Raw genomic sequence first — 21,222 nt, forward strand, 5'->3', positions numbered from 1 at the left:
TCCCCGCTCTACAAGGTAAGCGCTGACCAACATAATTGCGCTTGTGAGAATCAGAATGCGGATTATCATTTTCAACTTGATATGAGTGCTTGAGGACCTTACCATCCATAGCTACAGTTTCCCCAAGCCCTGGTTTTATGTCAAAGAAATTCGCAAGGCATAGGGAATATTGCTCGTAATTTATGTGTAATAAAGTACGACGCACTGTACTGTAAGAAGGTAACCTATTTTTTGTAGGTTTAAAAAGGTCAATCAACTCCTCGCGGTAGCTTGAAATCCAATCTCCAATTGCTAAAAATCCTTTATTTCCTGCGGCGATGCCTACGGCGGGCTACGCCTACGCCAATGTGAACAGCGCTAGGCATAATGGGAGATTATGTCGCTGTCCGGCACGGCGACGCGGGTCTTTTATATCTGCAAAAGCTTTTATAATTTCGATTTCAGACACAGTAGTAGGAGCAAGAAGCTAGAATTTGCGCTGGATTATACCATATTGCACCTTCCTTTAGAATGAAATAGCCCTGCACCAAGTGGGTGATGCTCAAGTTCTGGTATAAAGCCACTTTTAACAAACTTCGTCCAATCCTGACCACCATCTTTCAGGATATCAACGTCAACAATGCCAACTGCTGGTATACCCAGTTCTCTCAAAGGCTTGATAATTATTTGGACAGTTTGCTTGTTTTGAGCATTGAGAAACAAACAGTTAGGAATTCCCAACTCTGGCTTATAACGTAGCAGTCGCTCATTAATCTCCTGATAAAATGCGCGATCTGCATCCGATTCTGTCACGATAACAAATTCATAGAATAGTGCTTCGATCACCCCGATTGAGCGCAACAAAGGATTTCGCATCAATCGAAGAATATCTGTGTTAGATAAAACTCTTGCAGTAGCTACCTCACTGCGATAAGTCAGTCTCACAATATTGACTGGTGCGCCTGATTGGATACAACCCATTACAAAGTTTGGACTATGTGTTGATACAAACAATCTTTTTTGAGAGTTTAAGCTAGAAATAGCAATTTCTTTTCCTAGTTTGAAAGCTAAGGGTGGATATAAAAAAGCTTCAGGTTCATCAATTAGAATAACGGCAGGATCACCAGCTATAATCTCTGTAATAATTCCAGTGAATGCTTTTACACCGTCGCTGGCTTGCTCAACAGGGAATGCTTTTGAGTGAAATTGTACAGCTTCATTGTGAATCCCACGCTCTTCCATATCTGTCTTAGGAGGACGAGGCGATAAGCGTAGTCTAAGTTGACCGAGAAAAGTAGGATCTATAACGAAGTACGTCTCAAAAGCGTCATAAATAATTCGTCTAACTTCATCTCTTTTGGCATCGTCACGAAACAACACTTGAAAGCTTGTTTGAGGGGGTTGCTGGAGATCACCAGCGCTTTGTTGCCCAATCAAACTAATACGACTTTTACCGTCTAGCAGGAGAGTGTTAAATGAGAGATACCACGGGCAAAACAAGTTTACCTGACCATTAGGATTTTGTAACACATTCAAAAGATTCTGTCTAGGAACTTGATGCCTTGTTCCCTTTTTCCCAACAATTATATGATCCGGCAAGAGCGCTTCACCTATATGTGGTTGAAGAGTTGACTTTTTAATCTTTTCTTCAGCTGCTTCAATTGAGAATGTATCAAATTCAATCTTTTCTAAAATTACATCTGTTACATTCAGTTGACCGCTTGTGCAGTAATAGTGAATTTCAGAGAGAACTTTGCTTTTCCCAGAGTTGTTTGGGCCTACAAATACAGTTATGGGCGTTGTGACTACTTCCTCTGAGGGTAATCCTGAGCCTCTTCCAAATTTCAGTTTGATCGTCTTTATCATTTGTCAAAAACTACGGATCGCTTGGGTTGCTTTTGTCATATACTTGTATCTATAAGAATTTATCAGAGATATCCTCACTGCTTACCGCCCTAATTGCAGAAGATACACAGACATCCCACTGAAGATTTGCTCATCTTAAGTCGATTGACAGCCAACTGTCTGCGTCAAAGCCTGCTTTAGGTAAATAAACAGTATAATTCTGTATATCTTCCAACTCATTCATTTTTAATAGTATTTTTGTATTGTTAGTTTTTTGACCTACTTGCCGGTTAAAAAATGCTGCTTTCAACGTTAAATCAGATGATCGCACTCATCGCCTTTGGTCATGATCGTACTTCCTGTTTCTCTACAAGGTTGGCTTAGAGCAGCAATTAGTAAAAATTGATGCTGTACACGCCAAGCGATTCTCATGGAGACAGTTTGCGATCGCACTTCCTGTTTCTCTACCAGCTTGACTTACAGCAGTAATTAGCAAAAATTGATGCTGTCCACACCAAGGGATTCTCATGGAGACGGTTTGCGATCGCACAACAAAGAGTGATGTCAAGCGACTGAACTGTATTGCTGCATCAGTCTCCGCTTTCTATAAGTTTGGGTAGGTATTAGCGCTCGCTTAATCTTAAATAGAAGGGTAAAAAACCCGGCTTCTTTATCAAAACCGGGTTTTTAAGTAATAATTGTTAATTTATTTCTGGACGGTACAACAGCGCAATACGCTAATGAGGTACAGCTACTTGTGCATCGGCTACCTGGGTATTGTCAGCAACAATTTTGCGGAATAAATCGCCCTCAATTGTTTCCTGTTCTATTAACAAATCTACTAAACGCTCCAAAACTATGCGATTTTCTTGCAACAGTTCTATTGCTCTGATGTAGGACTTGTTGACGATTTCGCGCACCTGTGAATCAATTTTGGCGGCAATTTCCTCAGAATATTCTGATTTATTCATCCAGTCACGTCCCAAAAATACCTCTCCACTCTGATTTTCTAGTGACAATGGGCCTAATTCTGACATCCCGAAGCGTGTCACCATTTGCCGCGCCATTCCTGTAACTTGTTGCAGGTCATTGCCTGCACCTGTGGTCACTTCTGGCTTCCCAAAAACAATTTCCTCGGCGGCGCGACCACCCAAAGTAGCAGTAATCCTGGCTTTGAGTTGGGAACGGGAAATTAACCCCTGTTCTTCGTTGGGAGTAAACCAAGTTAATCCCAGTGCTTGTCCCCGTGGAATCAGCGTAACTTTTTGTACAGGATCATGCCCTTCGAGGAATGTGCCAACTAAAGCATGTCCAACTTCATGATAGGCAATCAACCGCTTGCTCTTGCTGTCTACTAAGGCGGTACCTTCCATACCTGCAACGACTCTATCCACAGCAGAATCAATTTCTAAAAGGGTGACAGCTTCTTTGCGCCTCCTAGCAGTGAGAATGGCAGCTTCGTTGAGTAAGTTGGCTAAGTCTGCGCCAGTAAAACCAGGAGTGCGACGAGCGATCGCTTCTAATGATACGCTAGGATCAATTTTCTTATTCCGCGCGTGGACTTTCAAAATTTCCAGTCGCCCTTTGAGATCCGGTGCATCCACCATCACTTGTCTGTCAAAGCGTCCTGGTCTGAGCAGCGCTGCATCTAGAACATCTGGACGGTTAGTAGCAGCAATAATAATAATGCCTGTGTTACCTTCAAAACCATCCATTTCAGTGAGCAGTTGATTGAGGGTTTGTTCGCGCTCGTCGTTACCGCCACCGATACCAGCACCCCGTTGTCTACCTACTGCGTCAATTTCATCGATAAATATTAGACAAGGGGCATTCTCTTTGGCTTTCTTGAAGAGGTCGCGCACGCGAGATGCACCCACACCAACAAACATTTCCACGAATTCTGAACCGGAAATGCTGAAAAATGGTACACCTGCTTCACCTGCGATCGCTTTTGCTAGTAAAGTTTTACCAGTACCCGGAGGGCCAATTAACAACACTCCTTTGGGAATACGTGCGCCTACTGCAGTAAATCTTTCAGGCTGTTTCAGGAAAGTAACAACTTCTTCGAGGTCTTCTTTAGCTTCTTCAACCCCGGCTACATCTTCAAATTTTACTCCAGTTTTTGCTTCCATTTGGAAGCGAGCTTTGGATTTCCCGAAATTCATCGCTTGGCTAGAAGCATTAGTAGAGCGACGCAGGAACAATAGCATTAGAGCTACCAGTGGCAAAATCCACATGAGATTGATCAACAGTCCAACAGCAGCTCGACTATTAGCTGAAGAAACTTCGCCAAAATCAACATTCTTATCTTTGAGGATGTTAATTAACTCTGTGTTTTGTGCCAGAAGTCTCACCTGTTGCGGTGGTGTATCAGCCTTTTGCCCTTTGAGATAAACCTTTGCTAGCTGTTCAGTTTCGTCAAGCTCTACTTTTTGGATTTCTCCTGCCTTCGCTTTCTTGATCAAGTCGCCATAATTTAAAGAGGTGCTTTCTGTCTTTTGTGCCAAGACGGGAGTACTCCCTAAAATTCCTGGTAACATAATCAAACTAGCTGCAATCGCACCAACCCAAGCACCACGCTTTGGCGGCTGTCTTTTTATCAATGGTTTTTTTCCCAAATTTGTCATAATAATTACCCTTTGTCTGCTGGCACAAGTTGAGCTATGGTTTTATGCCTATTCTTCTACCAAAAATTGTAATAACTGGAAATTACACTTTTCTTATCTAGTCTAACTTCCACACAAAACCATTCCCAAGTTTCTTCCGGTTATTACATGAAGTTGAGCAACCAAGATGATTATCTAGATTTATGTAGCTGTTCAGACTGGGCATTGGGCATTGGGCATTGGGCATTGCTTATTAATTCTTGTCCCTCACTCCCTTATCTCCCCCTGCTCCCCCTGCTCCCCCTGCTCCTCATGTTCCCCAGTTCCCAGTAGATATTAATTTGACACATTCTGACACAAATCGCTAAAATAAGCATAGTCATAACGATTCCGTTTTTTCATAAATCTGGTAATAGTAGCTAGTTAATAGTTTGTGAGTTAATTAATTATGGTGAGAATTGTTGGCATTGGTGGTAGTTTAAGACCCAACTCCTATACCCAGGTTGCTTTACTTTTAGCAGTGCAAAGGGTAGAAGCCCTTGGAGCAGAGGTAGAAATTATTGATTTAAGACAGTTGCAGTTACCGTTTTGCACTGGCGCAAAGGAGTATCCAGAGTACCCAGATGTTCAGCGCTTGCAAGATATAGTCAGCCGCGCCGATGGATTAATTTTAGCGACACCTGAGTATCATGGTAGCGTTAGTGGTGTCCTGAAAAATGCCCTAGATTTGATGAGCTTTGAGCAACTGTCTGATAAAGTGACAGGACTAATCAGCGTATTGGGGGGTCAGTCTAATAGTAATGCTTTAAATGACCTACGGCTAATTGTCCGATGGGTGCATGGTTGGGTGATTCCAGAACAAATTGCGATCGGACAAGCTTGGGGTGCATTCAGTCCTGAAGGCAAGTTGCTAGATGAAAAACTATCTCAAAGATTTGATCAATTTGCTCAGAGTTTAGTTGATAACACTCGCAAGCTGCGGGGTGTAGATTAATTCTAGAGTACGTAAGTTCGTAGTAAGGACTTTAGTCCTTATTTTCGTTTTCTAATCACTAAAGTGCTTACCCTTCGGGTGACGCTCGTACCTCGCTAACGCTGCGCTATCGGTAGTCGCTTATGGGGGAAACCCTCATCGCCCTTGGCGTCTCCCCTTGGGAGAAGACCGCGCTAACTCACTACAAACCCTCAAAACGAGCTTGACATACTAAGCTAACGCGTTTACATATTGCACTATTTTTCGTGTAGACCGTCATTAGTCATTAGTCATTAGTCCAGAAGTGTTTACTAGGGACAAAGGACAATTGACAAAGCATAACCTCACCAGTTGATGTGCAACTTAAATGCGTAACAGCTTACTAGATATTGATACTTTGTGGAATTTGGGAAGGTAGCAAGAACTTGTAAGGCATTATCCTGTACTAAAGACCGAGATGGGCTACTAGATGGTGGTACTGCAAATAATGCTAAAGGCGAATAGATATACTTTTCTTGTTTAGGAAAATTCCCATTTTCCATGGTTTTTAACTATTACGCCGTAAGTCTCCCACTGAATTTGGTACTCCAAGTCAGTGTGGGTAGTTCACCTTAGAATAATCAGCTTTATAAAGCCGACCTTCTCTCTTAGCATTCTTTGTTTCCGTAAACATGCGGAGTATCGCTTGTGTACGAGACGCTGCGCGATCGCTCGAATCACACATTCATGCATTCAAAAAAGGGATACAGCAAACCTAAATTTACGGGGTTCTTAATTTTAACTTTTGATTAAATATGATTTAGCGCATGTTCATACAGAATTGGTATTACATCCCCACCATTCTTGAGTTGGGCTTTTACACACTATCTATAAAAAATCCCACGCTTCAAGGCGTGGGATTTTCAAGATAATTCGTAGTTGTAATCAGTGCTTGCTCTAGCCCTCTTAATTACGAATTAGTAATTAATTATTGAGCAAAGGTTTGCCCACCCTACTCAACTTAATGATGGTGGTGATGGTGGTGATGATCCCCAGCTAGTTGGGGATTAACTGCCAAAGTTTGCTCTGACAACAACTCTGCAATATGAGCATCAGCCCATTGGGCCACCATTGCCAAAAATTCTGGATGATCGTTAACGCAAGCCATTTGCACGTAGTTCGTACCAGGATGCTGTTTTTCCAAAGCATGGATGATATGGTGTACATCCAATAAAGTTTCGTGGTTTTCTGTGGCAAAGCCAATAGGCATAAAAATTACCACTTTTGCACCCAGTTGAATCAGGTTATTTGCCGCTTGCTCTGCATTTGGCTGTGTCCAATCAATTAAGGGCGTATCATGGTTGAGCCAACCCACCGAGATTAAAGGATAACGATTAATCAACTTATCCCTAACCAAATCGTACATTGCTTCACTTTCGGCAATCCCAGAAGTAAAGCCTTTAGCTTTGTGGGGACAGCCGTGATTCATTAACACAATACCGATTTGAGAAGGTAGATAAGCTGCGCCTAACTCAGCAATTTTCTCCTCAACCAGATGAGCCATTAAATCGATGTAAGCTGGTTCGTTGAAGAAAGAAGGAATGTAGCGCTGTGCTTTAACCCAGTGTTCTTCACCATCAGCCAACTCAACGAGAGCATTGTTAACTTGCTCGATCGCAATCCCACTGGTAAAAATAGAATCAACAACCAGCAGTGGGTAAATCAGCAGCTTCTCAAAGCCTTGGTTTTTGATTTCTGCTAAAACTTGATTAGGTAGAAAAGGGGCGCAGAAGTTAAAAGCTTTGAAAACTTGAACCTTATCACCCCATTTTTCTTGTAAATTCTTCTCAATCCCAACACGCTGCTGTTCAAAGATGGCATTGTGTGGGGAGATAAAATCGTGGTGTGTGTGTCCCCACTCGTGGCGGTCAAATAGCGCCAAAAGCTTTGCCAGAGGAGGATAAATCCAGGTTGGTACTGGTGCAAATTTTGCTGTCAGTAGATTTAAAGCCTGTTCGTTATAGTTGGCGAAATCTTCATAGCTTTCGACTTCGCCGTAGCCCATAAGCAGTACGGCTACACGTTCTTTACCTGATAGATGCTCGTGGGTGTGTTGTACTTTTTCCGGCGTGGCAACCACAATGAGTTCCTCAATATAACCAAAGTGCAGAGAGATTTGGAGTTAGAGAATAGTTTACACATTTTCCCTACTAGTAACTTATTATCCCATCCAGGGGGATAGGAAAGCTAGGAAAATCAAAATAATACATCAAAAGACATACAAAACTTACGTGGGGCATTGGGTATGAAAAATTTAACCAATGCCCCATCTGTTGTGTTGCTGGATACCAAAAGCGGTCAGCCCCAGCCCCTTTGGGGAAGTCAAAAGTCAAACAGGAGCCATTCTCTTGATATGCTTTTATCAGCCATTTATGTGCTAAAAAATAGTGTTTCGTAGCTGGAGAAGCAGCTTTGCAAAAAACATTTAGTGCTTGGATTGCTTTTTTATAGCGTTTTTTAGTAATAGCTTCATATCCAGTGTTTATAAGTTCAGTCGCTTGTGCAGGAGTGAGTGAACTTTTAGTTGAATTTAGTGATGATTTTTGTTCTGTAGAATTAGCTTCTGGAAATATTTCGGCAAGATAGTAGTGTGCTAATATCTGAGTCGTTTGATGTTTACTGTTGCTTAACTCTTGGCATAAGTTAAGTGCTTTATCAAAGTGACCATTATAGAGGTATGCGTCTAAAAGCAACACCCGTGCATACAATGCACTCGAATTAATAAATCCTCAACATTTAAGAAACTGGTTTGCTAGTTGCTGCTACTGTACCTCATAACAGCCGTAGATGCTGTATATATTTGAGCTAAGGTAACAAGTCTAGGTATCAAATAACTTCTTTTTTGTAGAATCACATCAATAGTAGAAAATGCATTATTAACTTGATTCTTTTTCTGAATCAAACTATTGTATAAAAATATAAAGTTAATTAATAATATAATTAACAAGGTGATTATAAAAACAAACATTTTATTTACGATATTAATTTAATATTATTTATAAGCCAAATTAATCTTTTTTAAGAATAGTATTCTTTCGGAAAAATATATGAAGAGGCTAGAATTTACTCAGTAAAAACAAGGTAATATATAAAAAAATACTTGATTTTGGAAAAAGCTCTGTATATCGGAAGAGTCAAAAAATCAAAGGTAGTGTTAAACATGAGTATAATTATTATTTGCCCTGGAATCCATGAACCAGAGTTAACTGAAAGCTTTAGAGTAAGATTGTTAGATGTAGTTCGTAATAGCGCGATCGCACACAATCCCCCAAATATACTGGTTTATCCGGGTAAAGATTTTGTAGTTTTATCAGCATTGCATATTTTGGAGTTTTTGCGCGTTAGCGTAGCTCACCGCAGGTATCACTTGACCGGATCTTTAAAATCACCAATTATATTTATTAGCTTTAGTGCTGGCGTAGTTGGGGCAATAGGGGCAGCGCATTTGTGGCAACTCATGGGTGGTCGTGTCAGAGCGTTTATTGCTATAGATGGATGGGGAGTACCACTACAGGGTAATTTCCCTATTCATCGGATGAGTCATGATTATTTCACCCATTGGAGTTCTTGTTTGCTAGGTTGTGGGCAAAATAACTTTTATGCAGAGCCAGCAGTTGATCATTTGTCCATCTGGCGATCGCCCCAAATTGTACAAGGCTGCTGGGTAAATTCATCCATTGAAATTTCTCCACCCAAAGGTCGTCTGACAGCAACGGAATTTTTGCTTATGCTGTTAAAGCACTATGAAGCAAATTAATCCGGACAATGGAGTAAGTAAACAGGAGTTAGTCATTAGTCATTAGTCATTGATCATTGGTCATTAGTTCCCCGACTCCCCACTCCCTATCTACCTAAAGAAAGTATCTAATGTTTCCAACTGAACCAGCTGCTGTTAATAACGGGTTTAGCGCACTGCTAAAGAACCGTGCTTTTATGCTCCTGTGGATTGGGCAATTAGTGTCCCAGTTAGCAGATAAGGTCTTCTTCGTTTTAATGATTGCTCTGCTGGAGAACTACTCACCGCTTCCTGGGTTGGCACAAAACTCGATGTATTCAACCTTGATGTTGTCGTTTACAATACCAGCAATTTTGTTCGGCTCTGTCGGTGGCCTCTTTGTTGACCGCTTCCCAAAAAAGCTGATTATGATCGGCTCAGACATTGTGCGTGGACTGTTAACACTGTGTCTTCCCCTTTTGCCACGAGAATTCCTGATTTTGTTAATTCTTACTTTTGCCATTTCCACAGTGACGCAGTTTTTTGCACCAGCTGAACAAGCAGCCATTCCCTTATTGGTGAAGCGAGAAAATTTGTTGGCAGCCAATGCGCTGTTTAGCAGCACAATGATGGGAGCTTTAATTGTTGGCTTTGCTATAGGAGAGCCGATTTTGAGTTTGGCGAAAAGCTTGATGGGAGAACAATACGGTCAAGAGATTGTAGTTGGTGGATTATACATATTATCGGCTGCGATCATGCAGCCAATTAAGTTTAAAGAACCCAAACTCTCAAAAGAGCATCAGGCATCAAATCACCTTTGGGCTGAATTCACCGAAAGCCTGCGCTATCTCAAGAAAAACCCTTTGATCTTGAACGCCATGCTGCAACTTACAACTTTATATTGTGTGTTTGCAGCCTTAACGGTGCTGACAATTCAATTAGCCGAGGAATTTGGTTTAAAAGAAAAACAGTTTGGCTTTTTCTTGGCAGCAGCAGGCGTGGGTATGGTATTTGGTGCGGCGATTTTAGGCCACTGGGGTGATAAATTGCATCACAAACCCCTACCTTTAATTGGATTTTTGATAATTGCACTAGTTTTAGGGGTGTTCACTTTTACGCACAACTTATTATTGGCGCTAACACTCTGTGGATTTTTGGGTGTAGGTGCTTCCCTAATTGGCGTACCCATGCAAACTTTAATTCAACAGCAAACACCATCTACCATGCTCGGTAAAGTATTTGGCTTTCAAAATCATGCCGTTAATATTGCTCTGGCGTTACCTTTGGCCATTACTGGGCCATTAACTGATGCTCTGGGCTTGCGAACTGTACTGGTAGCAATGAGTATAATTGTCGTAGTTGTAGGTGTTTGGGCTTGGAAAAATACCCGCAAAGTCTTGCAAAACGTCATTTAATTAATGTACGCTAATAGTCTAGGTTTATATTTCATATAAAAATTAATAAAATTTTGATTGAAGTTTTCAATTAAAATGAAATCTTAAATACAGAATCCAGCATTAACTTTTAGGTATAGTCTGAGGTTTGACCGTGCGTTTACAAAGTGTCTCCGCAGGAGAATCGCTTTCCCAAATCAGTCTCCCACAAACCGAGAATCACAAACAGTCTCGTGTTTCTAGCCCCCCAGTCGTGCCCAAACGTGCATCTGGTGGTTTTGCTCTGCTTGACAGCCTTCATCGCCACGGCGTTGATTATATTTTTGGTTATCCTGGTGGGGCAATTCTACCAATTTACGACGACCTGTATAAGGTGGAAGCAACTGGTGCTATGAAGCACATTCTCGTGAGACACGAACAAGGCGCAGCCCACGCCGCCGATGGTTACGCGCGTGCCACGGGTAAAGTAGGAGTATGCTTTGGTACTTCTGGCCCAGGAGCAACTAACTTGGTGACAGGGATCGCCACCGCCTACATGGATTCAATTCCGATGGTTGTGGTTACAGGACAGGTAGCACGTCCGTCGATTGGTACAGATGCGTTTCAGGAAACCGATATTTACGGGATTACGCTACCGATTGTCAAGCACTCCTATGTAGTGCGTGACCCTAAAGATATGGCGCGAATTGTCGCCGAAGCCTTCCACATCGCTAGCAGTGGGCGTCCGGGGCCAGTTTTGATTGATGTCCCCAAAGATGTAGCTTTAGAAGAATTTGACTATGTGCCTGTAAAACCAGGTTCAGTGAAGTTACGCGGTTATCGTCCCACGGTGAAGGGAAATCCCCGACAAATTAATGCCGCGATCCAGTTGATTACTGAAAGTCGCCGTCCTCTCCTGTATGTGGGTGGTGGTGCGATCGCAGCTAGTGCCCATGAAGAAATCAAAGAACTAGCTGAATTATTCAATATCCCTGTCACCACAACCTTAATGGGGATCGGTGCATTTGACGAACATCATCCCTTAGCTTTGGGAATGTTGGGGATGCACGGCACTGCTTACGCTAACTTTGCCGTTAGTGATTGTGACTTGCTGATTTGCGTTGGCGCTAGATTTGACGATCGCGTTACAGGCAAATTAGACGAATTCGCCTCCCGCGCCAAAGTAATTCACATCGACATCGATCCCGCAGAAGTCGGCAAAAACCGCATTCCTGAAGTGCCCATCGTCGGCGATGTGCGGAATGTGTTAGTAGACTTGTTGCGTCGATGCAAAGAAACAGGTGTTAAGGCTACCCCTAATCAAAACCAAGAGTGGTTAAATTTAGTTAACCGTTGGCGCGATGAGTATCCTCTAATAGTGCCGCACCATCCCGACAGCATTTCACCCCAAGAAGTGATTGTAGAAGTCAGTCGCCAAGCGCCCCAAGCTTTCTACACTACAGATGTCGGACAACATCAAATGTGGGCAGCACAATTCCTGAAGAATGGCCCAAGGCGCTGGATTTCTAGCGCTGGTTTGGGAACGATGGGTTTTGGCTTACCTGCGGCAATGGGCGCGAAAGTCGCGTTTCCTAATGAAGAAGTCATCTGTATTAGCGGTGATGCTAGTTTCCAAATGTGTTTGCAGGAACTTGGTACGCTTGCACAGTATGGGATAAATGTCAAAACACTAATTATTAATAACGGCTGGCTAGGGATGGTGCGCCAGTGGCAGCAAGCCTTCTATGGTGAGCGTTACTCATCCTCAGATATGGAAGTAGGGATGCCAGACGTAGAGTTATTGGCAAAAGCTTATGGCATAAAGGGTATGGTAATTAGTGATCGCAGTCAATTAAAAGATGCGATCGCCGAAATGCTAGCACACAAAGGCCCGGTGATTGTGAATGTCCACGTCACCAGAGAGGAAAACTGCTATCCAATGGTAGCTCCTGGTAAGAGCAACGCTCAAATGGTCGGCTTGCAAAAGCAACCGCCAAAAGCGGCAGCAGAGGCATTGTATTGTAGCAACTGCAATGCAAAAAATGCTCCTAACCATAACTTTTGTGCTGAGTGTGGGACGAAGCTGTAACGCTTTTTGATAATTCAGACTAGGGAGGTAGGGGAGCAAGGAGAAGGGGAGAAACATACAGGAATTCCCCTACTTCTGCTCCCTTTACTCTTGCGTAGATGTCACTTAATCTTCCTGATTAGGTTGAGGTAAAAAGATATTTCCTAAGTAATTTACTAAATCGCTTTGACTGGAGAAATCTAACAGCGCCTCAGCTAAGTCTTCTAGTTGAGTAATGGGTAATGTGCCAATGTGCTGTTCTATCTCTGGCTCAATTGCAGCAAACCGACGTGTTAAAAGACGCATAATCAGTTGTAACGCCTCCTGTTTCTTTCCTCGTTCTTGTCCTTGTTGCAATCCTTTTTGCAGAATGTCTTGGTAAATCACAGATTCTTGCATAAGGGAAACAAGAGAATCTATCTAGTTCCCTCCCCTTTATAAGGGGAGGGTTAGGGTGGGGTAACTTCCCTCAACCTACAAATAACTTCCCTAATCTTATCTACCACACCATCAATATCTTGATAAACTTCTTGATTCGTAAATCTCAAAAACCTCGTACCTTTTGATTCCAAAAATGCTTGGCGATCGCGGTCATATTCTGGAACTCCATCTTGATAGTGACTATCACCATCAATTTCTATGGCAAGTCTCAATTCCGAAGAATAAAAATCCACTACAAATCTGTCAATACTGTATTGTCTGCGAAATTTACAGCTTTCAATTTGTTGATTTCTAAGTTTTGCCCAAACTATTTTTTCAGATGGGGGCATATTGTTTCTGAGAGCTTGCCGTTTTTGCTTTTCTGAGGTTTGGTTATACAGCTTTGTCATCAGCGTTTTCATATTCCTGGACTGCGCTTATTATTCCCAGGACTACCCCCCTTAATCCCCCCTTGTAAAGGGGGGAAATTGGAAAATCTATCTAGTTCCCTCCCCTTGTAAAGGGGAGGGTTAGGGTGGGGTAATTCAATAACTTGCGTGTACACCGTAACCTTTTTAAGGACAATCTAAAACTTTTACCCCTCATTTTTCCTAAATTGAGCATAATATTGTTGAAGCTTCATCAAGATGCGTCTAACTCACACCTGCTCATGAACAAACAGCGTTTACACGCTTATAATCAGCTAATTCAAACCCTGCTAAGTTGCCCTAGCGGAGAAGAACCAGAGATATTAGCAGCGAATACAGAATTGCTAGATGCTGACTTTGTGCAGGTTGTTGTAGCAACAGCAGAGCATTTTGCCCAGCAGGGAGAGGAAAATACTGCCGAGTGGTTGAGAAACTTAGCAACATATCTCACTACCCCAGAAACTACCCCCATCACTCAAGAAGATATAGACACTTACGGGCAATTTTTAATAGAAATAGTACGAACAACAGCAGACAGCAACGGCGATCCTCAAGTAATTTACCCCTTACTGGCAGCTAATACCGATAAACTCAATGATATTTTTGCGGAATTATTACGCCGTTGGGCAACAAATATCTTAGCAGAAGCGGAAACAGATACAGCAACATCCATCGCCGCAGTAATTGGTAATTTTAGTAATCTGATTCAGCAGTTCCCCTTGGGTAGCAAAGCCAACGACATGGAAATTGCGATCACTGGCTACGAAATCGCCCTCACTGTTTATACTCGCAACGCCTTTCCTGTTGATTGGGCAACGACGCAAAATAATTTGGGGAATGCTTACGGTGAGAGAATATTCGGAGAAGGAGCCGAGAATATTGAAATGGCAATTGCTGCTCTCGAAGTTAGAACCCGCAATGCCTTTCCTGAAAATTGGGCAACGACGCAAAATAATTTGGGGAATGCTTACGGTGAGAGAATATTCGGAGAAGGAGCCGAGAATATTGAAATGGCAATTGCTGCTTTTTCTGCTGCTCTCGAAGTTAGAACCCGCAATGCCTTTCCTGAAAATTGGGCAACGACGCAAAATAATTTGGGAACTGCTTACCGTAACAGAATAGTAGGAGAACGAGCCGAGAATATTGAAAGTGCGATCGCTGCTTATTCTGCTGCACTGTCCGTTAGAACCCGCAGCGCCTTTCCCCAAAAAAATGCAGAAACTTTGTCAAATCTCGGTAGGTTATACCAAGAGGAAAAACAATTTGACTCAGCTTACAATACCTTTGTTAAAGCAATAGAGACAGTGGAAGCTTTGCGGGTTAAAATTGATTCTACCGAAGAAGCCAAGCGTAAACAAGCAGAAGAATGGAATCAACTTTATAGATGTATGGTGGAAGTTTGCCTAGCATTGGCAAGAGATGCCGAGGCAATAGAATATATTGAGCGTAGTAAAACCCGCATTTTAGTAGAACTGTTAACCAAAGCAACATTAACAAGTCCAGAAAATTTGCCTTTAGTTGGTAGCAGCATCCAGTTTGGAGAAATTCAAAAGCTCTTAGATAACAAAACTGCAATCATCGAATGGTATCTTTTTAGTGATTGTTTTCGCGCTTTCATTATCACCCGCGACAACAAGCCAGCCATCTGGCATTCTAGTCAACAAGATTTAGATGCCTTACTAGATTGGACAAAGGAATATTTGATTGAATACTACAACTCGCAAGACCAAAATAAAACCCAATGGCAGAATCAGCTAAAAGAACGCCTGAAAAAGTTAGCAGAAATTTTGCATATTGAGCAAATCCTAGACCTAGTACCCAAACAATGCGACAGATTAATCCTTATTCCTCATTGCTACTTACACCTGTTTCCTCTCCATGCTTTACCTGTCAATGAATCATACCTAATTGATTTATTCCCCAACGGCGTAGGCTATGTACCCAGTTGTCAACTTCTGCAACAAGTCCAACTGCGTCAACGTCCTGATTTTCAATCTTTCTGTGCTATCCAAAATCCCACAGTAGATTTATATCAAGGCTACGACAAAGATTTAGGAGCAGTTGCAGCCATCAAAAAACAGTTTACTGATGCTAATATTTTCAAGCAAAAACAAGCCAAAAGGTCAGCAATCCTGCTCGGCATTAATGAAAATATTCACAATGTCACACTACATGAAAAATTGCTGAAAGCTAACTGTGCTTTTTTCTTCTGTCATGGATACTTTAACTTTGCTTCTCCTCAAGATTCTGGTTTACAGTTAGCTGATGTAAACTTGACTTTAGCAGATATCATTACTTACTTCAAACTAGAAAACTGTCGCTTAGTCACTCTCTCTCAATCAACCTAGTGAATCATCAAAGGAACTTGTAGATAACGCCATAAAAAACAACTCTCCTTTGTCTGAAAACACAAAAGCCGACAAAAAATAGTGAAGAATTTCAGCCTTAGCCTCTATGCTTTTCATCTCCGCCACACCCTAACTGAACTTCCCGGTGAAGTTGTGACAGATGCTAATCTCTTGTGGGAAAATCTGGTGAAAGTGGGTGAAGGTTCGCTAACTTTTGTTGGGTTGAAAGATTTACGCTCAAAGTTAATTTGTTATCAAAATAGTAAATACGAACCCAAGCGGGAAATAGGAAGAATACCAGAACGGTTAATTGATGCTCAAGATTTAGATTTGGGCAGTCTCCCCACAACAGAAGGCTTTAAAATTAATGCTAATCTTCAGCCTTTCTTGCTTAATGATACCTACGCATTTGATTTAACTCTAGTTCCAGAGCCATCAAACATTTCCATAGACATACCACAACTGCAACATTTTAAACCAAGTTCCCTACTACCATCTCATATTCAAGCATCTTTAGGACAAACATTATCGATTTATGGAGAAGTAGATCCAACTGAAGATTGTGGTACACTAGCTAAAAAATTAGCCATAGCCTTAGTAGCTGGCACAAATTTAAATCCTGTAAGAACACAAAAGGGAGAACTGTTTGGTAGTCTTTTATTTGAATACCAAGCACTTGACCCAAATGAACCAGATAACCCTGCCAAACAATGCCATATTTTAATAGTCATTAATAATAGTCAAGCACCAACAGCAAGACTTGCAGCAGAAGCTTATGACTGGTTGCTAAATTTACTATGTAGCTACCATAAAATACTTTACATTTATCAACTAGCGCGTCAACGCTACCGAGATGCGAGAACAATTTATAGTAATTTAGAAAATAAAATTCAAGAATTTAACAGCCTGATATCTGAAAATCAAACACAATTATCTAGCTTAAAAAGCCTAATGGGAGAAATCCCCAAAAAAAGCTTTGATTACACCAGATCTTTGCAAGATTTACAAACACACCACACATCAATTACAACTAATATTATTAACTATAAAATTTGCTTAGATCAAATTAAAACTATTGGTAACGGAAATAGACCCAAATTCTGGCAAGATTTTTTCAACAAAGAATGTAAAAAATGGCGAGAACAAATCCAAACAGATATTAACTATTTGACTCCAGGTCAAGAATTGTTTGGACAATTGGTTGATACTATACGAGGTATAGTAGAAACAGAACAAAGTGAGCGCGATCGCTCCCTAGAAAACACAATCCAAGTACTAGGTATAGGCTTTGGTGGTGGTGCGATCGCCTCTGGTATAATCGTCCAACACATCGACAAAATCAACCAACCCCTAACCGTAATATCTCCCAACAACCCACCCCATCCCTTTTACGCATCTTTGTTGTTGAGTGTCTTCGCTACACTCTTTTTTATTGGCATAGGTTGGCTGATAACTCAGCGCCAATATCATCCTAGAGATAAGAAATAAGTAGAGAAATGATAGAACTCTTGTAAAGACGGGATTATAGCTATCCCTTTAGGAACTTGCAAAAAATAAATTATCCCAAATTATTTCTAGATTTGTAGGGGCGCAAGTCCTTGCGCCCCTATTAAAAACCTCGCTCGCTCAAGGCAAATTAACCGTTTTTATACGCAGAGTAATATATTCCCTGCGTATTTTTTATGAAAAAAAGATTCATCCCAATGTATATTTCTGCATTCTTTTGGGAATCATAAATCGAGGAAGGATTATACACCATAAGGTATTACTTCCTGAAATATCACGTAACTTTTAAAGGATAATTATGTCTAAACGCAAGTTGCCCAAAGGCTGTAGTGTTAGTTCAGTTGCTTTAGAACCAGAAGTTGCGATCGCCATCCTTGGACTATTTTCAGCTGCGGCTGATGGTGAAGGTATTTCTTCAACAGAAGAATATGCTTTAAGTGAATTTCTCGGTCGGGTTGACTTATTTGAAGATTACTCTGAAGAAGACTTTGAAGAATTGACCGAAAAAGTCGTCAGCTTGATTGAAGAAGAAGAACCAGAAGATTTAATTGCCCAGTCCATCGAATCCTTACCTAATAGAGGTTATCGCGAAGCTGCATACATCACAGCTATCTTAGTCGTGGGGATTGACGAAGAAGTACCCGAACACGAACAAGATTATATCTCTGAGCTTCAAGAAGCCTTAAAAATTTCAGACGAACGCGCACAAGAACTTATTGACGGAGTATTCGGAGAGGAAGAAGACGAAGAGGAAGAAGACGGAGAGGAAGAGGAGTAATCTTTTTTCAATTACAGCCTCAACCATCTAGCATCGTTAATTTGGGGTTGCTAATTTAAAGTAAGAAATAATTTTGTTTAAGTTGAGTTGTTCAGATTCCTGACTTCATAAAGAAGTTGGGAATCTTGCACGTTATCAAAATTAATTCCATAGACCACTAATTAGAAATTGGTACATTTTTAAATGCGGCTGTATCTGGCACAAAAATGTCCAAGTTATTAACACCATCGGGAACTCTTAGCCAGATATAAGCATCTGCGGAAGCTTGTGGACGTACTTGGAACAAAGAAACGCTTCCTGTTGAACGATTAAGAGCAACTCCTTTGTAGGTTACGCTAGTCTCAGGATTGCGGGCTGTTGTACTAGCAACCGATATAATATTACCACCAACAACTCCGTCTGTGGCAAGGCGACGAATACGCATTTGCAGATTTACCACATCACGGTTTCCAGTTTCTGGATCTTTAATTCGTTTTGCTGAAAGTAACTCAACCTCTGCCTTTTTGCCAAAAGCAGGCTGCACAAATTGACCTGGATTAATTGCTGAAGTTGTAGCAGTGGCTGGGGATGGTGAGTTCGTTGTTTGTGGAGAAGTTGTAGGACTTGGCACTTGAGTGGGAATAGTGTTGCTGGCTGTATTAGTAGCGTTTAGTGTCTGCCGCAACGTGAAAACTTCATAAGCTACATAGCCGCTACATCCCAAAGCCAAAGTAGAGAGTAATACAGCTACACCAGATAAAAATGTACTCACACCATTGCCTCGATTTCGTATTTCTGTATATGCAGGTTGACTTATGTTTCTATTTTGTAGTCCCATAAATTATGTTTGTGCGTAGGCGCAACCCGTCGTAGACATCGCCCACCTATGAAACATGTGAACATCTTCCTTATACTAGTTAAGTAACTTTACTGAGCCAATCCTTCTCCTCCGGAAAGAAGTTTTTGGCAAAGTAAAAATATCTCTCTTTAGGATAAGGAAAATTGGTAAGACTTAAGGCTTTCAATCAACCACTGGGTGTTTTGTTAATATTTTTGGCTAGCCAAATAGGATTTAGTTCTATTGCGAAAGCACAAACCCAAGTCGCGCCAACAACCACTACAAAATCAATTTGCTCTACCAAACTGGGAACAGCTATAGATGCTGTAATCAATCGTCCCTTATTTAGTCGGGTGCGCTGGGGAATTTTAGTGCAACCCTTGTCAACAGGGCCAATTCTTTACAGTCGGGATGCTCAGAAGTATTTTACTCCCGCGTCTAACCTCAAATTGCTAACAACAGCAGCTGCATTGCAGCAATTGGGTGCTAATTTTCGGATTCGCACCTCTATTTATCAGAATGGCAATGGTGTTTTACGGATTGTCGGTAGGGGAGATCCGAGCTTAAGTGATACTCAACTGCAAACATTAGCACAGCAGCTAAAACAGAAAGGTATTACTCAAATTCAGCGATTGATAGCTGATGATAGTTATATTCAAGGTGATATTGTTAACTCCACCTGGCAATGGGAAGATGTGCAGTCAGACTATGGCGCACCAGTCAGCAGCTTTATTTTAAATCAAAATATTTTTAGCTTAAAACTTGTACCGCAAGCTGTAGGTAAATCTTTACAAGTCGTGTGGATTGATCCTGGCGAAGCGACACAATGGCGGACAATTAATCAGTCAGTAACCGTTGCCCAAAATCAACCAAGCTACGTTAACGTTACCCGCGAATTATCAGGAACAGTATTACGAATTCAAGGACAACTGACAACGAATTCTGAACCGTCTTTAATAGATTTGCCTGTAGTTGACCCTAATTATTACTTCTTACGGCGCTTCCGTACTGCTTTGGCAACAGAAAAAATCTCCTTGGGACAAATATTAGTAGCAAATCGTGGTGTTAATCAAGAGGAAATAGCATTTGTAGAGTCGCCACCTTTATCTGAATTATTAGCAGAGACAAATCTAAATAGTAATAATCTTTATGCTGAAGCACTTCTAAGAGCATTAGCTGTAAAAAAACCCAAACTGAAAAATCAAACTAGTGCTGATGTAGGCTTGGAAGTTGTCAAAGCAAGTTTAACTCAATTGGGAGTTGATCCAGCAAATTATATTTTAGTAGATGGTTCGGGTTTATCACGTCGTAACTTAGTGACACCAGAAGCTTTTGTACAAACTTTGCGAGGAATCGCAAGAACACCAACAGCATATATATATCGCGCATCTTTACCCGTGGCGGGTAAAAGTGGAACCTTGAAGGGACGCTTTCAAGATACGCCTGCTGAGGGCATTGTGCAAGCAAAAACAGGTACCTTAACGGGTGCAATTTCTCTATCTGGATATCTGAATGCACCTAAATATGAGCCGTTGGTTTTTAGTATTATCGTGAATCAATCAGAACAACCTGCAACAGTAGTGCGGCAGGCAATTGATGAAATTGTTGTGTTGTTAACGCAGTTGCAGCGTTGTTAATATTATTACCATCCAATTAAACAACAGGTTTAGTAATTCGGAGTCCCATGATTATTAAATCCCGTTCAAGGCTGTCAATTTCGGCAACTTTGGGTAAATTTCCCCAAGGTTGAAAACCAAATGTTTCAAAAAGTTTTAAACTGGGTTGATTGTGGGCAAAAATAAAGCATAGTAGAGTCTTTAAACCCAAACTAGGACTTTCACTAATTGCTTGTGCTAATAGTTGTCGTCCTAAACCACATCGATGGAAGCCAGGAGCTATGTAAATACTAATTTCGGCAGTCTTACTATAGGCGGGTCGTCCATAAAAAGATTGGAAACTCAGCCATCCAACAATGACTTCCTCTACTTCGATTACCCAAAGTGGTCGTTGTGAAGGCGATCGCGCCTTAAACCAAGAAAGGCGACTTTCCACAGATACTGGCTCTAAATCAGCAGTTGCCATGCGGCTAGGAATTGCAGCATTATAAATTGCCACAATTGCAGGCAAGTCAGTTTCAGTCGCATGGCGAATAGTCATTGCTACCGTCTCGGAAAAAATCTTGAGAAAATATTCAAAAATAATACAGCCTTACGGAAGCCGTAACACTATCTCACCAAAATAGTTTTGGCTCCCCGTCACACCGCTTGGACAGGATTTGCCGTTCCTCGAGTTCTTTTACCGACAACTAACATCTGATAACTTAACGT

General features: G+C 41.4%; 17 protein-coding genes. 8 read left to right on the forward strand and 9 right to left on the reverse strand.

The genetic code is table 11. The features are described 5' to 3' along the window. Positions 1 to 483 precede the first annotated feature (483 nt). The 3 genes from LC608_RS26775 to ftsH form a co-directional block, all read right to left on the reverse strand. The gene (locus LC608_RS26775) at positions 484 to 1,845 is read right to left on the reverse strand and encodes an ATP-dependent endonuclease (protein WP_229556474.1); all 1,362 of its coding nucleotides are present in this window, start codon (positions 1,843 to 1,845) and stop codon (positions 484 to 486) included. Positions 1,846 to 2,191: 346 nt separating this feature from the next. Continuing rightward, a complete protein-coding gene (locus LC608_RS26780; RefSeq protein WP_229556475.1) occupies positions 2,192 to 2,392 on the reverse strand; it encodes a hypothetical protein in 201 nt (66 codons plus the stop codon). A 169-nt stretch (positions 2,393 to 2,561) separates the two neighbouring features. Beyond that, positions 2,562 to 4,451 (reverse strand): ATP-dependent zinc metalloprotease FtsH, encoded by a 1,890-nt coding sequence (gene ftsH, locus LC608_RS26785; RefSeq protein WP_308189926.1) that lies wholly within the window; start codon positions 4,449 to 4,451, stop codon positions 2,562 to 2,564. Positions 4,452 to 4,878: 427 nt separating this feature from the next. Between ftsH and LC608_RS26790 the strand changes: the two genes are divergently transcribed. Then, the gene (locus LC608_RS26790) at positions 4,879 to 5,424 is read left to right on the forward strand and encodes an NADPH-dependent FMN reductase (protein WP_229556476.1); all 546 of its coding nucleotides are present in this window, start codon (positions 4,879 to 4,881) and stop codon (positions 5,422 to 5,424) included. Between the two features lie 979 nt (positions 5,425 to 6,403). Here the strand turns inward: LC608_RS26790 and LC608_RS26795 are convergent. Further along, a complete protein-coding gene (locus LC608_RS26795; protein ID WP_229556477.1) occupies positions 6,404 to 7,522 on the reverse strand; it encodes a ferrochelatase in 1,119 nt (372 codons plus the stop codon). A gap of 70 nt (positions 7,523 to 7,592) precedes the next feature. Then, positions 7,593 to 8,138 carry a hypothetical protein gene (locus tag LC608_RS26800; RefSeq protein ID WP_229556478.1) on the reverse strand — a complete coding sequence of 182 codons (546 nt, stop codon included), beginning with the start codon at positions 8,136 to 8,138 and terminating at the stop codon, positions 7,593 to 7,595. Positions 8,139 to 8,602: 464 nt separating this feature from the next. Between LC608_RS26800 and LC608_RS26805 the strand changes: the two genes are divergently transcribed. The 3 genes from LC608_RS26805 to ilvB all read left to right on the forward strand — a co-directional run bounded on the left by LC608_RS26805 (position 8,603) and on the right by ilvB (position 12,619). Then, complete coding sequence (locus tag LC608_RS26805; RefSeq protein ID WP_229556479.1) at positions 8,603 to 9,199, forward strand: hypothetical protein; 597 nt, start codon at positions 8,603 to 8,605, stop codon at positions 9,197 to 9,199. 110 nt (positions 9,200 to 9,309) lie between these two features. Next, positions 9,310 to 10,572, forward strand: coding sequence for an MFS transporter (locus tag LC608_RS26810; protein ID WP_229556480.1), 1,263 nt, complete (start codon positions 9,310 to 9,312; stop codon positions 10,570 to 10,572). A gap of 133 nt (positions 10,573 to 10,705) precedes the next feature. Next, complete coding sequence (gene ilvB / locus LC608_RS26815; protein WP_229556481.1) at positions 10,706 to 12,619, forward strand: biosynthetic-type acetolactate synthase large subunit; 1,914 nt, start codon at positions 10,706 to 10,708, stop codon at positions 12,617 to 12,619. A gap of 105 nt (positions 12,620 to 12,724) precedes the next feature. Here ilvB and LC608_RS26820 read toward each other — a convergent pair whose 3' ends face one another. Together LC608_RS26820 and LC608_RS26825 are read right to left on the reverse strand one after the other, a co-directional pair. Continuing rightward, positions 12,725 to 12,985, reverse strand: a complete 261-nt coding sequence (locus LC608_RS26820; RefSeq protein WP_229556482.1) for a DUF4351 domain-containing protein — start codon at positions 12,983 to 12,985, stop codon at positions 12,725 to 12,727. 62 nt (positions 12,986 to 13,047) lie between these two features. Beyond that, positions 13,048 to 13,428, reverse strand: a complete 381-nt coding sequence (locus LC608_RS26825) for an endonuclease domain-containing protein (protein WP_229556483.1) — start codon at positions 13,426 to 13,428, stop codon at positions 13,048 to 13,050. A 260-nt stretch (positions 13,429 to 13,688) separates the two neighbouring features. Between LC608_RS26825 and LC608_RS26830 the strand changes: the two genes are divergently transcribed. From LC608_RS26830 to LC608_RS26840, 3 genes are all read left to right on the forward strand, one after another. Further along, positions 13,689 to 15,794, forward strand: coding sequence for a CHAT domain-containing protein (locus LC608_RS26830; protein WP_229556484.1), 2,106 nt, complete (start codon positions 13,689 to 13,691; stop codon positions 15,792 to 15,794). Between the two features lie 81 nt (positions 15,795 to 15,875). Further along, positions 15,876 to 17,282, forward strand: coding sequence for a hypothetical protein (locus tag LC608_RS26835; RefSeq protein ID WP_229556485.1), 1,407 nt, complete (start codon positions 15,876 to 15,878; stop codon positions 17,280 to 17,282). Positions 17,283 to 17,598: 316 nt separating this feature from the next. After that, positions 17,599 to 18,078, forward strand: coding sequence for a tellurite resistance TerB family protein (locus tag LC608_RS26840; protein ID WP_229556486.1), 480 nt, complete (start codon positions 17,599 to 17,601; stop codon positions 18,076 to 18,078). Positions 18,079 to 18,235: 157 nt separating this feature from the next. On the opposite strand, the gene LC608_RS26845 is transcribed toward LC608_RS26840, so the two are convergent. Further along, positions 18,236 to 18,829, reverse strand: coding sequence for a hypothetical protein (locus tag LC608_RS26845; protein ID WP_229556542.1), 594 nt, complete (start codon positions 18,827 to 18,829; stop codon positions 18,236 to 18,238). Positions 18,830 to 19,059: 230 nt separating this feature from the next. On the opposite strand from LC608_RS26845, the gene dacB reads away from it, so the two are divergent. Next, complete coding sequence (gene dacB / locus LC608_RS26850) at positions 19,060 to 20,532, forward strand: D-alanyl-D-alanine carboxypeptidase/D-alanyl-D-alanine-endopeptidase (protein ID WP_229556487.1); 1,473 nt, start codon at positions 19,060 to 19,062, stop codon at positions 20,530 to 20,532. A 16-nt stretch (positions 20,533 to 20,548) separates the two neighbouring features. Here dacB and LC608_RS26855 read toward each other — a convergent pair whose 3' ends face one another. Beyond that, positions 20,549 to 21,052 carry a GNAT family N-acetyltransferase gene (locus LC608_RS26855; protein WP_229556488.1) on the reverse strand — a complete coding sequence of 168 codons (504 nt, stop codon included), beginning with the start codon at positions 21,050 to 21,052 and terminating at the stop codon, positions 20,549 to 20,551. Positions 21,053 to 21,222 lie beyond the last annotated feature (170 nt).

This window comes from Nostoc sp. XA010, assembly GCF_020829625.1.
Classification (GTDB): domain Bacteria; phylum Cyanobacteriota; class Cyanobacteriia; order Cyanobacteriales; family Nostocaceae; genus Nostoc.